Here is a 14,842-nt window from a genome sequence, read left to right on the forward strand (position 1 = left end):
ATAACAGAGTCGATCAGAACGGACGTCGTTGGCCGTCTAACAAATTTTTAGAGTCTTCTTTGACTCAATAAGTATTAAGCACGATACGTGCCAAGTTTTTATTTCAATCGTAAATTTCATCTCTATATTTAAGCATTGAGCGCCGATCTATCCGAAAATAAGCGAATTAAGGTAAATAGATAGTCAATATGCCTATAGAGATGCGGCTGAATATTCAAACGTGGTTCAGCCCTGCACAAGATCAGTGCACGGAAATGGTTCAATTTTAAAATGTGCATATAACCAAGCTAAAATTTAGAAGCAGATTTATATTTTGTATTGTCTTAAAATTTGGCATTTAAATTGCTTAGAAAACTCAATACGTATTTGTTTGGCTCTGTCTGAGCGTTTGCATGCCAAAACTAAAAATAGCCCTAATTGATGATGATCAAGAACGCGCTGAATTTATTCAAGCCTCATTAATTCAACATGACTTTGATGTGGTCGCCAGTTTCATGATTGATCATTTAAATATGTCATATCTGCAAAATATTCAGGCAGATGTGATTTTATTGGATATGGATCATCCACATCGCGATGTCATTGAAAGCTGTGTCAGCCAATTTGACTTACCGACTGTTCTGTTCACTAAAAATTCGAGTCTTGAAATCATCCGAAGCGCGATTGATGCGGGTGTCACGGCATATATTGTCGATGGTATTGACCCTGCACGTTTGAATAGCATTTTAGAAATTTCGATTGAACAATATAAAAAGCATAAAAAACTGCTGAATGATTTGGCTGAAACCAAGTGCAAATTGGCCGATCGAAAAGATATTGAAAAAGCCAAAGTGCTTTTAATACAAATGCATGGTTTAACCGAAGATCAAGCATTTAATTTGCTGAGAAAAAATGCCATGAGTCACCGTATGACGATGGGTGAAATGGCGCGCCGACTGCTTGATGCGCAAGCGCTGTTACAGTCTCAATTTAAGGAATAAACCATGCAAAAGCTTGAAAAAACTGATATTCAATTGGGCTATATTCCTTTACTTGACTGTGTTGCTTTGCTCTGGGCAGAACATCAAGGGTATTTTGCTGAACAAGGGTTAAATGTCACACTAACTCAAGAACCGTCTTGGGCAAGTTTACGTGACCGTCTAGCTTTTGGTTTTTTAGATGCAGCACACTGTTTATCGGCCATGCTGCCTGCGTCTGTGACGGGCAAAGACCATCTCGGCATCCCCTTACAAACCTCACTAACGCTCAGTACCAATTGCGCTTATATTAGTCTGAGTCAAAAGCTCTACTATGAATTAAAGATCCATGCATTAGATCTACCAATTAATTCAGCAGAGAAAATCGTATCTGCGATAAAGCAGAATCAAACGATTCAGTTGGCGCATGTTTTTCAGCATTCGATTCATCATTATATTTTAAGAGAATGGTTGGCACTTGCCGACACAGAACTCGCTCAAACGCAGACCTTTTCAACTCTACCACCGCCTTATATGGTGGAAGCAATATCAACGCAACGAATTGATGGATTCTGTGTCGGAGAGCCGTGGAATACGCAAGCTGAAATACAAGGCTATAGTCGTATCATCGTCAATAGCCAAGATATTATTAAGCCTATACCAGATAAGGTTTTGGCTTTTACTCATGATTGGGCAGAAAAACATCCCAATACCTTAAAGGCGATCAATCTTGCCATCCAAAAAGCACAAAACGATCTACTTCAACAAACACATTTCTCAGAAATATTTTCTTTGTTAAAGCAATATCACATCATCCGTTTTGATTGTTCTGAGCAGATTCACGTCGAGGCTTTTCATCGGATCAAAAGCATCATTCAAAATTTTGGCAAGACCCAAGCGCCACAAACTTCAGACTTTGAATGGATGATTCAAAAAATGCAGCAATACGATCAATTAAATATTGAAGATGAAAAGGTTTTTGAAATAGCACAATCTTGTATTTATCAGGATGCTTTGGGCTGAAGTGATTGATATTTCATAAGACCCTATCATCTGAATAGTGGATCTTGTGTTACATCGACCATGAAACCTTGATTAGTTATGCATCTGCATCGATGGCGTGTAAGTCGATATTTTCTTCAACGAAGACTTCACGAATGCAATCCAGTATCTTTGGAATGTAATTACTATGATCCATATTTCGTACTGACAAAGAGATTGGACTATAGGCTTCCAAATCTAAGATTGGGATGTACATCAAATTTTTCATGCCAATATCACTGGCACTTTCAGGAATCAGGGAAATGCCCTCTCCTGACGCCACCAAGCCCAAAGCCATATGAATTTCACGCACTTCGGTTAAATGTTTAGGTACAAGTCCTAATTCGGTAAATATCGATTGAATGAGGGTGGAAAAATTCGGTTTAGGTGTTGTTGGGTAGGCAAAAATTGGTTCATCTAAAATTTGAGAAAGATAAATGCCTTTGTCTTTAAATTCAGCCAAATGATGGTTTTTATGAATAGCTAAACGTAGCGCTTCTTTTCTTAATAAAACACGTTTAATGGACGGATCGGTTAAGCGAAGTCGTCCAAAACCAATATCGATTCGACCGGTTTTTAAGGCTTCAATCTGGTCGCGTGTGCCACATTCTATGAGTTCAACATGAATATCTGGGTTGCGTTGTCGAAATAGATAAATAATTTGCGGCAATAATGCGTATAAAAGCGAACTGACATAACCAATGCGGACAGTTTTATCAACGGCATTAATTCGCTGTGCCATGGTTGTGGCCTGGGCGGTATGCGTCAATATCTGCACAGCATGCTCATAAAAGAACATACCAGCTTCTGTGGTTTTCACGGGTCTAGAACCACGCTCAAACAAGGTAATGCCCAGTTCTTCTTCAAGCTTTTGAATTTGGCGGCTCAAAGGCGGCTGAGCAATACATAATTTTTCTGCTGCCTTGGTAATACTTTGCTCTTCAACCACGGTGACAAAGTAACGTAAGTGCCTTAATTCCATTTATATACCTTTTAAGTATCTAAAAATACCAAAATCGCTCTAGTTAAAGATATTACATTAAATTAGGGTATATAAATAGTTGGATAGATAAGAAATACGCAAGATGTATAAGTCGATTGAAACCCTGCTCGTGGAAATCCCAACAATCCGTCCGCACAAGATGGCTGTTGCAACCATGCAAACGCAAACCCTTGTTTTGATTAAAATCACCACCGAAGATGGTTATATCGGTTGGGGTGAAGCGACGACGATTGGTGGTCTAGGCTATGGTGAAGAAAGCCCTGAAAGCATTCGTACCAATATTGAAACTTATTTTAGTCCTTTACTGAAAACTCTCACTGGTTTGAATGTTGCTCAAACCATGCAAGCTATTAAACGTAGTATTAACGGCAATCGCTTTGCTAAATGTGCCATTCAAACGGCGCTACTCGATATTTTGGCGCAGCGTTTAAATCTGCCCTTAAGTGAAGTATTGGGCGGCCGTTTACGTGACAGCTTGCCTGTTCTTTGGGTACTTGCATCTGGCAATACGGAAAAAGACATTGCCGAAGCACAAAAAATGATTGCGGCAAAACGACACAATATTTTCAAACTTAAAATCGGTTCACGCCCCGTTGAAGCCGACGTTGAACATGTTTTAGCCATTAAAAAAGCGTTAGGTGCGGACATTTCTATCCGTGTGGATGTTAACCGTGCTTGGTCTGAATTAGATGCCATTAAAGGCATTCAGTTGTTACAAGATGGTGGTGTTGACCTGATTGAGCAGCCTTGCGCGATCGATAATATTGACGCAATGCGCCGTTTAACTCGTCGTTTTGATATTGGGATTATGGCAGATGAATCACTGATGGGGCCTCAAACGGCATATCAACTTGCTCGGCACAATTCTGCCTCTGTTTTTGCAGTCAAAGTTGCACAGTCTGGCGGTTTAATCGAAGGCTGTGAGGTTTCAAAAATCGCCAAACTTGCGGGTATCGATTTATACGGTGGAACCATGCTTGAAGGTCCTGTAGGCACTATTGCATCGGCACATGCATTTTCTACATTTGACAATTTAGCTTATGGCACTGAGCTTTTTGGTCCATTGCTGTTAACTGAAGAAATTTTAAAAACCCCACTTCAATATCAAGATTTCGAACTCAAGATTCCAACCACGGCAGGTTTAGGGATTGAAATTGATGAAAACAAAATTGATGACTTACGTCGTAAATAACATTTAGCTAGGAGTAAGAAATGCTTTTCCAAGTACGCATGGATGTCAATATTCCATTAGATATGCCAGTCGAAAAAGCCAATGAAATTAAAGCTGTAGAAAAGGCTTATTCACAAGATCTACAACGTCAAGGTAAATGGCGTCATATCTGGCGCATTACTGGTCAATATTCAAATATCAGTATTTTTGATGTTGAAAGTAATGAAGAGCTACACAACATTTTACAAGGATTGCCCCTTTACCCGTATATGAATATTGAAGTTATGGCTTTAAATCGTCATCCATCTTCTATTCGTAGTGATGACAGCTGATGCGATTGGATTCCAATTGGGTAACACATGATTGGAATCAATTTTCTGCATTTTTAAGTTTGTAAATATTTGAAATAAAAGATTATCTGCCTTGTATGACTGAAGTGGTTAGTCAGGTAAATAGTTTTATCGTTCTTGATGAAGGATCGTAGCATGATTGATAAAAGTACCGCTTCCTTAACAGAAGCACTTTCTCAAATTAAGGATGGATCAACCATTATGATTGGCGGTTTCGGTACGGCTGGTCAGCCTGCTGAACTGATTGATGGACTGATAGAACTTGGGATCAAAGATCTAATCATCGTCAACAACAATGCAGGTAATGGTGACTATGGACTGGCTAAATTACTCAAAGCCGGTGCTGTCCGTAAGATGATCTGTTCTTTCCCTCGCCAATCTGACTCTTGGGTGTTCGATGAATTATATCGTGCAGGAAAGATAGAACTTGAGCTTGTACCACAAGGTAATTTGGCTTGCCGTATTCAGGCAGCTGGTATGGGTCTGGGTCCAATTTATACACCAACAGGTTTCGGTACATTGTTGGCAGAAGGCAAACCTACACTCAATTATGAAGGCAAAGATTTCGTCCTCGAAAATCCAATTAAAGCCGATTTTGCTTTAATCAAAGCACATCAAGGCGACCGCTGGGGCAACTTGGTCTACAACAAATCAGCGCGTAACTTTGGCCCCATTATGGCCATGGCGGCAGATGTGACAATTGCACAAGTCTCAGAAGTGGTTGAACTTGGTGCATTAGACCCAGAGCACATTATTACCCCTGGCATTTTTGTACAACATGTTGTGGCTGTTCAACCTGCACAGCTTGAGCAATCTGCATAAATCACGTGAGGAAAGAACCATGAGCTATACCAAATTAACCCGTGATCAAATTGCAGAACGTGTTGCACAAGATATTCCAGATGGCGCTTATGTCAATTTAGGCATTGGCTTACCCACCAAAATTTCAAATTATTTACCAACGGACAAAGATGTTTTTCTACATTCAGAAAATGGCCTTTTGGCTTTTGGTCCTCCTCCGGCTAAAGGCGAAGAAGACCCTGAATTAATTAATGCAGGAAAAGAGTTTGTTACTATGCAGACGGGTGGCTGCTTTTTTCACCATGGCGACTCTTTTGCCATGATGCGTGGTGGTCATTTAGATATTGCAGTACTAGGCGCTTTTCAGGTTGCCCAAAATGGTGACTTAGCAAATTGGCATACTGGCGCGCCAGATGCAATTCCGGCAGTTGGTGGTGCAATGGATTTGGCTGTTGGGGCAAAAAAAGTCTTTATTACCACAGACCATGTGACCAAAAAAGGTGAACCGAAAATTGTCGCTGAGTTGTCATACCCTGCGACAGGCCTGCAATGTGTAGATCGTATTTACACAGATTTGTGCGTCATTGATGTGACGGTGGAAGGCATGAAAGTCATTGAAAAAGTTGAGGGCTTGAGCTTTGACGAATTGCAGTCAATGACAGGTGCGAAGCTGATAGATACGACAGCATAAAGCAAAAAGTCCCTCCTTGATTAAAGGAGGGATTTTGGGAGGATTAATTTAAAAAATTAACTTCCTGTAAATCCCTCCCAACCTCCCGTTAAAAGGGAGGAGCTGAGTTTTTAGGATTTATAAAATGAAAAATGCCTATATTATTGATGCAATCCGCACCCCTTTCGGTCGCTATGCGGGCGGTTTAGCAGCAATGCGTACCGACGACCTAGGTGCTTTACCCATTAAGGCACTGATGCAGCGAAATCCAAGTATTGCTTGGGAGTCTGTTGATGACGTGATTTACGGCTGTGCGAACCAAGCCGGTGAAGATAACCGTAATGTTGCACGAATGTCGTCGCTACTCGCAGGTGTACCTTTTCAAGTTCCTGCTACAACTGTGAACCGACTTTGTGGTTCATCACTTGATGCAATTGCGATGGCAGCCCGTGCAATTAAGGCAAATGAAGCAGACTTAATTATTGCCGGCGGTGTTGAGAGTATGTCCCGTGCACCCTTTGTTATGGGTAAATCGGAAAGTGCTTATGGACGCAGCCAAAAGATTGAAGACACCACCATGGGCTGGCGTTTTATCAATCCAATCCTTAAGCAAATGTATGGCGTGGAAACCATGCCTCAAACCGCTGAAAATGTGGCAGAACAATTCAACATTAACCGTGAAGATCAAGATGCTTTTGCCTTAGAAAGTCAGCGCCGTACAGCCGCTGCACAAGCCAATGGTTTTTTTGAGAAAGAAATCATCCCTGTCGTCATTCCACAGCGTAAAGGCGACCCACTGATAGTTGATACAGATGAGCATCCACGTGCATCGACGACAGCAGAAGGTTTGGCAAAACTCAAACCTGTGGTGAAAGCAGATGGGACGGTAACAGCGGGCAATGCTTCAGGGATCAATGATGGTGCGGCTGCACTACTGATTGCTTCAGATGATGCTGTCAATAAATTTAAGTTAAAGCCACGGGCCAAAATTATTGCGGCAACGGTGGTGGGTGTTGAACCCAAAATCATGGGCTTTGGTCCTGCGCCTGCCATCAAAAAGCTATTAGCTCAAACAGGTCTAAGCCTTGAACAAATGGATGTAATCGAGCTGAATGAAGCTTTTGCAGCTCAAGCCTTAGCGGTAACCCGTGAACTAGGTTTAGAAGATGGTGCTAAACATGTTAATCCAAACGGTGGCGCTATTGCTTTGGGGCATCCTTTAGGTGCATCTGGAGCCCGTTTAGTTACGACTGCGTTAAATCAACTTGAGGCAATTTCAGGTCAATATGCCCTCTGTTCGATGTGCATTGGTGTCGGTCAAGGCATCGCTTTGATTATTGAACGTGTTTAATCCTCAATAAAAGTCCACCTTATCAAAGGGGGGATTTAGGGGGATTTATAAAATTAAGGATTCAAAACATGCCTACATTTATATCCAATGATGCAACGATTAATTACGCAACCTTTGGTGACCACACACGACCTGTGATTGTGTTTTCTAATTCTTTAGGCACAAAGTTCAGCATGTGGCAGCCTCAGATAGAGGCACTACAGCAGGATTATTTTGTGATTTGTTATGATACACGTGGTCATGGTGCATCTTCTGCCCCTCAAGGGCCATATAGCCTTGATCAATTGGGTACAGATGTCATCCATTTATTGGATCATTTAAATATTCAACAAACCACATTTTGTGGAATATCGATGGGTGGTTTAACAGGCCAATGGCTTGCAAAACATCATCCTGAACGCTTTAACCATGTCATTGTATGCAATACCGCTGCAAAAATTGGGCAAGAATCAGCTTGGAATGAACGTGCGCAATTAGTCCGTCAACAAGGTCTGGAACCAATTGCAGAAACGGCAGCATCACGATGGTTTACAGAACCCTTTATCCAAAGTAACACAGCAACTGTACAATCTTTGAGTAACGACCTCGGAGCTGGCAGCCCAGAAGGTTATGCAAGTTGTTGTGAAGCTTTGGCTAAAGCGGATTTGCGCAATGAAATCTCGTCTATTCGCATACCGGTATTGATTATTGCAGGTCAACAAGACCCTGTAACTACAGTTGTAGATGGTCAATTCATGCAAGAACGCATCGCAAATAGCCAATTATTTGAAATTAATGCATCGCATATTTCAAACATTGAACAGCCTGATGCATTTAACCAAACACTCATCTCTTTTATCAGTGCTTAAATCCTGCATATTGTTCTTCGATAAAATTTAAAAAACATAAAGCCCAAATTGATTTGGGCTTTATGTTTTATGTGTTGAAAGTTTTAGGTTCTTTGCAACTCATTGACTGCTGCACCGCGTAAACTGAGCCAGTCAGAACGACGTTTAAATAATGCAGGTGCGGCAAAATTAATTTGGTCAATAAATTGTTGTAAGTCTGCATTAAGCAGTTGACCATTTTTGACCAAAACTTTTCCTGCAACCATCGTCATCACGACATCTTGGCCCTGAACTGCATGGACCAAGTTTGTATGTAGATTAAATAAACTACCTTGGTTGATTAAAGGAGTCATGCGAGGTGTAGCGGTATTTACCACGATTAAATCCGCCTGCTTTCCGACTTCAATTGAACCAATTTGTTGCTCAAGTCCTAATGCACGCGCTCCATCTCGAGTTGCCATTTGACAAACTGACCATGAATCTAAAGCTGCTGCATCTAAATTTGAAAATTTAGCCAATAACGAAGCTGTTTTCATTTCCTCAAATAAATCTAAATTGTTATTTTCCTTTTCACCATCTGTACCTAAACCCACGGCAACGCCTTGTTTGAGCAATTGAGTCACAGATGCAGCGCCTGAGGCAAGTTTCATATTTGAAATGGGGTTATGCGCAACCCCAACGTGATAATGTTTAAGCAGCTGAATTTCGTCATCATCTAACCATACACAATGCGCCAGTAAGCATTGAGGCACATCGAGCATGCCTAATTTTTCAAGGGTCTGAACAGGCCGCATGCCATAACGTTTCAGATTTTCTACGACATCAAACTTGCTTTCATTACTATGGGTGTGAAATCCAGTTTGATAGTCCTGACACATTTTTTGGATGCGACCTAAGGCCTGATCTTCTGCATAAAATAAATGTTCTAGCCCCACCCAGACCTGAATACGACCTTCTGCTCGCATGTGCCATCGTTGAATCAGCGCTTCATTGCTATCTAGTGTTTCAAAATAATTATGGTCTGGATGTTCTGCGACATACGGAACCAATACAGCTCGAATCCCTAAGTCTTCGGCTACTTCGGCACTGCCATCCATATAGCGCCACATATCAACAATCGTGGTCGTCCCTGACAGCAGCGCTTCGACATAACATAAATAGGAAGCCAATTTTGCATCTTCGGGTAATAACACTCGGTGCATGGGATCAATAAATTGTTGTAACCAGTCCCAAACAGGTAAGCCCTCCGCGGTGCCGCGAAGTAAGCCCGAATGACAATGTGTATTGATTAAACCTGGCATCAACAATCCATCGGGATAATGCTCATGTATCGCATCTGGGAACTGCTTTAAAAGCTCTTCTCTCTTGCCAATTGCTTGTATCACTTGGCCTTTGACTAATACTGCCCCATCTTGAATATAGTCTAAGGACGAATTCATAGTTAATACATGGCCTGCACTCAGTAATTTCATTCATTTGCTCCTTTGAACATTGTGTTATTGGCCAAAATTAAGGGCTGAAGGTTTTCCCAAGTGAAGCTGGTAAATTCAGTTTTAGATGTTTTTTATTACGAGAAATCAGCACTAAAACCACAATCGTTGCCACATATGGAAGTGCAGAAAGCAATTCATTCGGCACATTTAAACCTAATGCTTGGGCATGGAACTGAAGGATCGTAACGCCACCAAATAGATAAGCTCCGAGCATTAAACGGGTAGGTTTCCATGTTGCAAAGACCACCAATGCAATCGCAATCCAACCCCGACCTGCCACCATGTTCTCAATCCACATCGGCGTATAGACTGTTGATAAAAATGCGCCACCTACTCCAGCCATAGCACCACCAAAAAGAACCGCACAGTAGCGAATCGCTAAGACGTTATAGCCCATAGCATGCGCACTTTCTGGTGACTCGCCCACTGCTTTTAGTAGCAGACCAAGGCGAGTTTTTGTGAGTACCCACCAAATAATCACAAAAGCCAACATGGACAAATACACAACATAGTTATGCTGAAATAAAATAGGCCCTAAGACAGGTATTTCACTTAAAAGCGGGATGTCTAAACCCTGTAAGCCGGGCAATGCCATGCTCACGTAGTTTTGTCCTATAAATGCTGAAATTCCGATACCGAAAATTGTGAGTGCTAAACCGCAAGCGGACTGGTTAGTACTTAAAGAGAGGGTAAAAAATGCAAAAATCAGTGCCATCAATGTGCCTGCAAGGCCACCGACCATTAAGGCACTTGCCACACTCGCATCATATTGTGCAGCGAAGGCAAAGCCAGCGATAGCACCAACCAACATCATACCTTCTACACCGAGGTTTATGACCCCTGTCCGTTCTGCGACTAATTCACCAAGACCTGCAAAAATGAGTGGCGTTGCTGCGGCGATCGTGCCAGCTAAAATGGCTGTAATTTCAATGCTCATACATTTCTCCTCAATCTAAGCCGTAGTCGCTTGACGATCTGTCAGCGTTTTATTTTTTTTCGGTGCAAAACGATAGCGGTTTTCAATCAAGGCATCTGAAGCTAAAAGGAAAAATAACAATAAGCCTTGGAAGATACCTGTAATCGCAACCGGAAGTTGCAGCTGCATTTGTGCCATTTCCCCACCCAAATAAATCAGTGCCATCAATAAACCTGAAAGAACGATTCCAATTGGGTTTAAACGACCTAAATACGCCACAATAATGGCTGCATAACCATAGCCCGGAGAAATGTTTGGATTTAACTGTCCAATAGGCCCTGCAACTTCACAGATGCCTGCAATCCCCGCCATCAATCCTGATAAACCTAAGCTGAGCCAAATGGCCTTTTTAGATGAAAATCCTGCATATTTCGCGGCCAATGGTGCTTGCCCACTTACTTCAAGTTTGTAAGCAGTTAAACTTTTACGAATAAAAATCCAAAATATCACCACAGCAATGATCGTGATGAAAATAGATGCATTGACTCGAGTCCCTTCCCAAATTAAGGGCAATGTCGCAGACTCACTAAACATGACTGATTGAGGAAAATTCATGCCATCAGGATCACGCCATGGTCCATTGACCAGATACAACAGAACGAATAAGGCCACATAATTCATCATGAGCGTGGTCAGGGTTTCTTCAGCATTAAAGTGCGTTTTGAGTAATGCAGGAATAAGCCCCCACAATGCGCCACCAATTGCCCCCATCAGCACCATGAGCGGCAAAATCCACCACCCTATCTGTTCGTGAAATAAAATCGCGATTCCGCCACCAAAAATAGCGCCCATGGTCAGCTGACCTTCGGCCCCGATGTTGAATAATTTCGCACGAAAACCAATGGCTAAACCCAACGCAATTAAAATCAGGGGTGAAGCTTTAATCGCAAGTTCACTTAAGCTATAGATCGAGGTTAGAGGCTCGATAAAAAAGATGTACAGCGCATTGAGTGGATCAACACCTAAAGCTAAAAATAACAGACTGCCCACCACCAACATTGCCAAAAGCGCAATAACCGGAGACAGCCATTTCATCATTTGAGAGGGATGCTCTCTAGGTTCTAATAAATGCATGGATTTATCCTTTCATTGCTAGGCATGTGCCTGATTCAGAGACATTTCTGTAGAGTTTTTAGAGTTTGAAATACCCGACATCAATAGACCGATTTGCTCGGCATTGGTATCCGTGGTTTTCATCGGTTTTGACAGTTGCCCTGCGGCAAGTACACAAATTCTGTCGCTAATCTCAAACAGTTCTTCTAATTCTTCAGAGATCACCAATATTGCAACCCCTTGTCGTGATAGATCGATCAGGGTTTGTCGAATAAACATCGCTGCGCCTACATCAACGCCCCATGTTGGTTGCGATACAATCAGCACTTTGGGGTTTTGTAGAATTTCACGTCCGACAATGAATTTCTGTAAATTCCCACCCGAAAGTGACCGAGCTTCAGCATCAGCACCTGAAGCTTTGACGCCAAACTTTTCAATACACTGCTCTGCAAAGGCGCGCATTTTTGTAAAATTGATTAGACCCCAATCGGTTAATTCTTTACGAAAAGCGGTTAATAAACCGTTTTGTGACAGTGTCATATTTGGAACAGCACCTCGGCCCAAACGCTCTTCTGGTACAAAGCCCAACCCTTGATCACGGCGCAGTCCTGCACTTTGCAGCGAAATATCGACACCTTGAAAAACAATGCTGCCTTTTTTTGAAACTTGCTCACCTGAAAGTAAGGACAGTAGTTCCGCTTGACCATTGCCCGAAATACCTGCAATTCCTAAAATTTCACCGCCATACAAATCCAGTTGGATATGTTTAAGCGATACTCCAAATGGATCTTCGGATTCGTAATTCAAATCATCAACAGAGAAAAGCTGTTCTTTTTGACCTGAAAAATCCACATGCTGGTAGGTTGGCAAATCTCGACCAATCATTAAACGAGCTAAGTCACTGGTTGACTGATTTTTTGGATAGACATGTCCTGTCACCAGACCGTTTCTTAAAATCGTCGCTTCATCACAAAGTTCTTTAATTTCATGCAATTTATGACTGATATATAAAATAGATACGCCTTGAGAAGTGAGTAATTTCAAGGTCTTAAATAATTGTTTGACCGCCTGAGGTGTGAGTACCGATGTCGGCTCATCTAAAATGATTAAGGATGGATTTTGTAATAAACAGCGAATAATTTCGACGCGTTGACGCTCACCCACTGACAAAGAAAAGACTTCACGACGTGGGTCTACACGTAATCCATATTGTTCAGACACGGCAACGATACGTTCATGCAATTGTTTTAAATCTACTTTTTCATCGAGTCCCAACAGAATATTTTCAGCAACGGTTAAGGTTTCAAATAGTGAAAAATGTTGATAAACCATACCAATACCCAGCTTTCTTGCGGCTGATGGGCTATCAATATTGACCTCTTTGCCATTCCAAATGACTTGGCCTTCATCTGCACGTGTTGCCCCATAAATGATCTTCATCAGGGTACTTTTACCCGCACCGTTTTCTCCCAAAATGGCGTGGATTGCACCGGGCTGAACCATTAAATGAATTTGATGATTGGCTTTGAGTGAGTTATAGCTCTTGCATATATTAATGAGCTCAAGACGAGGAATGACATTTTTATGCTCAGCTCGATCGAGTGGGTTTGCAGGTTCTTGTTGAAATGCATTCATAACTTAAGCTCTCTTCAACGTAAATTTATAGGACCAAAAGTGAGATGCACTTTTGGTCACAGCTTGAATGTTTCAAAATTATTTAGGTAAAACCCCTTCTACGCCTTTCACGTAATAATTCATTTTGTTGAGATCAGCATCACTCATGTTTTTACCTTGAGCGAGCGCTAAACTGCCATCTTGTTTATATACAGGGCCTGCAAATGGATGTAATTTTCCAGTTTGAATTGCGGTTTGTACGCCTAAGGCTTTTTGCTTAACGGCAGGTGCTAAAAATGGTGCAAAGGCTTCAATTTTGACCGCATCTTGTTTCACGCCGTACCAGATTGCACTTGGTTTCCATGTTTTATTTGCAACTTGCTGCATGACTGGGGTATAGATTTTTTCCCAGTGCAACACTGAAGCCGCCAATTGAGCTTTAGGTCCAAACTTGCTCATATCTGAGTCCCAACCAAAGGCATATACGCCTTTTTGTTGTGCTGCTTGCACCACGGCTGGAGAATCCGTGTTTTGCATCAACACATCAGCTTTTTGAGAAATCAGTGCTAATGCTGCATCACGTTCTTTGCCTGGGTTAAACCATGAATTGACCCAAATCACTTTGGTTTTAATTTTAGGATTGACGCTTTGTGCGCCACGTGTGTAAGCATTGATATTGCGTATAACTTCTGGAATTGGAAATGAACCAACGACACCTAAAATGTTGCTTTTCGTTTGCTGTCCTGCGACAACGCCGAGCATGTATGCACCTTCATAAGTACGTACATCATAAACACCTAGATTTTTGCCCTGTTTATAACCTGTCGCATGCATAAAGACGGTATTTGGAAATTGTTTTGCCACTTTTTCCATTTGGTTCATATAACCAAAAGACGTCCCAAAAATGACTTTATTGCCTTGTTGCGCTAAGTTTCGGATCACACGTTCGGCATCGGCCGTTTCAGGGATATTTTCAATATGTGTGGTTGTATATTTTCCAGCTAAGGCCTTTTGGGCTTTAATACGTCCCTGATCATGTGAATAGGTCCATCCATGATCACTGGTTGGGCCAATGTATACAAAGGCTGCTTTATCTGCTGCATGTAGCTGAGTCATCAAGCTTGCACCACAGAGACCTGCTGCACTAAATACCAGTGCCATTTTTTTTAAACGGGTTATAAAGCTTTTCTTTTGCATCATTTCATTCCACCTAAAATATTAAAACTTGATCTAATTTATAAAAAACTAAAATTATTCTGCATAAATTCGATTTTCTATTTATAGTTAGCAAATATCGTTCCAAAATTTATTTTAAAATGAAAAAATATTTTAAATAAAATTTAATAATTAAAATAAAGGTGAATTTATATATATAAATCGAATCCATGAATTTTATTTAAAAGATTATTATTTAACCCGAATCCCGCTTAAGCCAATGATTCCATAATTTGAATTGTTGGTTTATTTTGATGATTAAGTTGATATGCACATAACGATGCGTAAATCCCACTCAGAAATCCATGAATACTACGAGCT

The 14,842-nt window shown here is 41.3% G+C and carries 14 protein-coding genes and 1 pseudogene; 8 read left to right on the forward strand and 7 right to left on the reverse strand.

What is annotated here, in order from left to right; translation table 11 throughout:
• Positions 1–392 precede the first annotated feature (392 nt).
• A complete protein-coding gene (locus tag FTU64_RS13165; protein WP_078190882.1) occupies positions 393–980 on the forward strand; it encodes an ANTAR domain-containing response regulator in 588 nt (195 codons plus the stop codon).
• A 3-nt stretch (positions 981–983) separates the two neighbouring features.
• Positions 984–1,979, forward strand: coding sequence for an ABC transporter substrate-binding protein (locus tag FTU64_RS13170; RefSeq protein ID WP_180059975.1), 996 nt, complete (start codon positions 984–986; stop codon positions 1,977–1,979).
• Between the two features lie 76 nt (positions 1,980–2,055).
• On the opposite strand, the gene catM is transcribed toward FTU64_RS13170, so the two are convergent.
• Positions 2,056–2,979, reverse strand: coding sequence for a cis,cis-muconate-binding transcription regulator CatM (gene catM / locus FTU64_RS13175; protein WP_180059977.1), 924 nt, complete (start codon positions 2,977–2,979; stop codon positions 2,056–2,058).
• Between the two features lie 103 nt (positions 2,980–3,082).
• Here catM and FTU64_RS13180 point away from each other — a divergent pair, with 103 nt between their 5' ends.
• The 6 genes from FTU64_RS13180 (at position 3,083) to pcaD (ending at position 8,191) form a co-directional block, all read left to right on the forward strand.
• Positions 3,083–4,192: a muconate/chloromuconate family cycloisomerase gene (locus FTU64_RS13180; protein ID WP_180059979.1), complete on the forward strand. Its 1,110-nt coding sequence runs from the start codon at positions 3,083–3,085 to the stop codon at positions 4,190–4,192.
• A gap of 20 nt (positions 4,193–4,212) precedes the next feature.
• Positions 4,213–4,503: a muconolactone Delta-isomerase gene (gene catC / locus FTU64_RS13185; RefSeq protein ID WP_180009435.1), complete on the forward strand. Its 291-nt coding sequence runs from the start codon at positions 4,213–4,215 to the stop codon at positions 4,501–4,503.
• A 153-nt stretch (positions 4,504–4,656) separates the two neighbouring features.
• The gene (locus FTU64_RS13190) at positions 4,657–5,343 is read left to right on the forward strand and encodes a 3-oxoacid CoA-transferase subunit A (protein ID WP_078193765.1); all 687 of its coding nucleotides are present in this window, start codon (positions 4,657–4,659) and stop codon (positions 5,341–5,343) included.
• Positions 5,344–5,362: 19 nt separating this feature from the next.
• The gene (locus tag FTU64_RS13195; protein WP_078193766.1) at positions 5,363–6,013 is read left to right on the forward strand and encodes a 3-oxoacid CoA-transferase subunit B; all 651 of its coding nucleotides are present in this window, start codon (positions 5,363–5,365) and stop codon (positions 6,011–6,013) included.
• 124 nt (positions 6,014–6,137) lie between these two features.
• Positions 6,138–7,343: a 3-oxoadipyl-CoA thiolase gene (gene pcaF, locus FTU64_RS13200; protein ID WP_180059981.1), complete on the forward strand. Its 1,206-nt coding sequence runs from the start codon at positions 6,138–6,140 to the stop codon at positions 7,341–7,343.
• A gap of 68 nt (positions 7,344–7,411) precedes the next feature.
• A complete protein-coding gene (gene pcaD / locus FTU64_RS13205; protein ID WP_180059982.1) occupies positions 7,412–8,191 on the forward strand; it encodes a 3-oxoadipate enol-lactonase in 780 nt (259 codons plus the stop codon).
• A gap of 83 nt (positions 8,192–8,274) precedes the next feature.
• On the opposite strand, the gene FTU64_RS13210 is transcribed toward pcaD, so the two are convergent.
• The 6 genes and pseudogenes from FTU64_RS13210 to FTU64_RS13235 all read right to left on the reverse strand — a co-directional run.
• Positions 8,275–9,642 carry an amidohydrolase family protein gene (locus tag FTU64_RS13210; protein ID WP_180059984.1) on the reverse strand — a complete coding sequence of 456 codons (1,368 nt, stop codon included), beginning with the start codon at positions 9,640–9,642 and terminating at the stop codon, positions 8,275–8,277.
• A 37-nt stretch (positions 9,643–9,679) separates the two neighbouring features.
• Positions 9,680–10,600, reverse strand: coding sequence for an ABC transporter permease (locus FTU64_RS13215; RefSeq protein WP_078190892.1), 921 nt, complete (start codon positions 10,598–10,600; stop codon positions 9,680–9,682).
• 15 nt (positions 10,601–10,615) lie between these two features.
• Positions 10,616–11,713 (reverse strand): ABC transporter permease, encoded by a 1,098-nt coding sequence (locus tag FTU64_RS13220; RefSeq protein ID WP_180059986.1) that lies wholly within the window; start codon positions 11,711–11,713, stop codon positions 10,616–10,618.
• A gap of 18 nt (positions 11,714–11,731) precedes the next feature.
• The gene (locus FTU64_RS13225) at positions 11,732–13,327 is read right to left on the reverse strand and encodes an ABC transporter ATP-binding protein (protein WP_180059988.1); all 1,596 of its coding nucleotides are present in this window, start codon (positions 13,325–13,327) and stop codon (positions 11,732–11,734) included.
• Between the two features lie 78 nt (positions 13,328–13,405).
• A complete protein-coding gene (locus tag FTU64_RS13230; protein ID WP_180059990.1) occupies positions 13,406–14,506 on the reverse strand; it encodes a BMP family ABC transporter substrate-binding protein in 1,101 nt (366 codons plus the stop codon).
• 227 nt (positions 14,507–14,733) lie between these two features.
• Positions 14,734–14,842 (reverse strand): annotated as a pseudogene (locus tag FTU64_RS13235) (IS982 family transposase); the annotation flags it as partial.

The organism is Acinetobacter sp. YH12128 (assembly GCF_013418655.1).
Lineage (GTDB): Bacteria > Pseudomonadota > Gammaproteobacteria > Pseudomonadales > Moraxellaceae > Acinetobacter > Acinetobacter amyesii.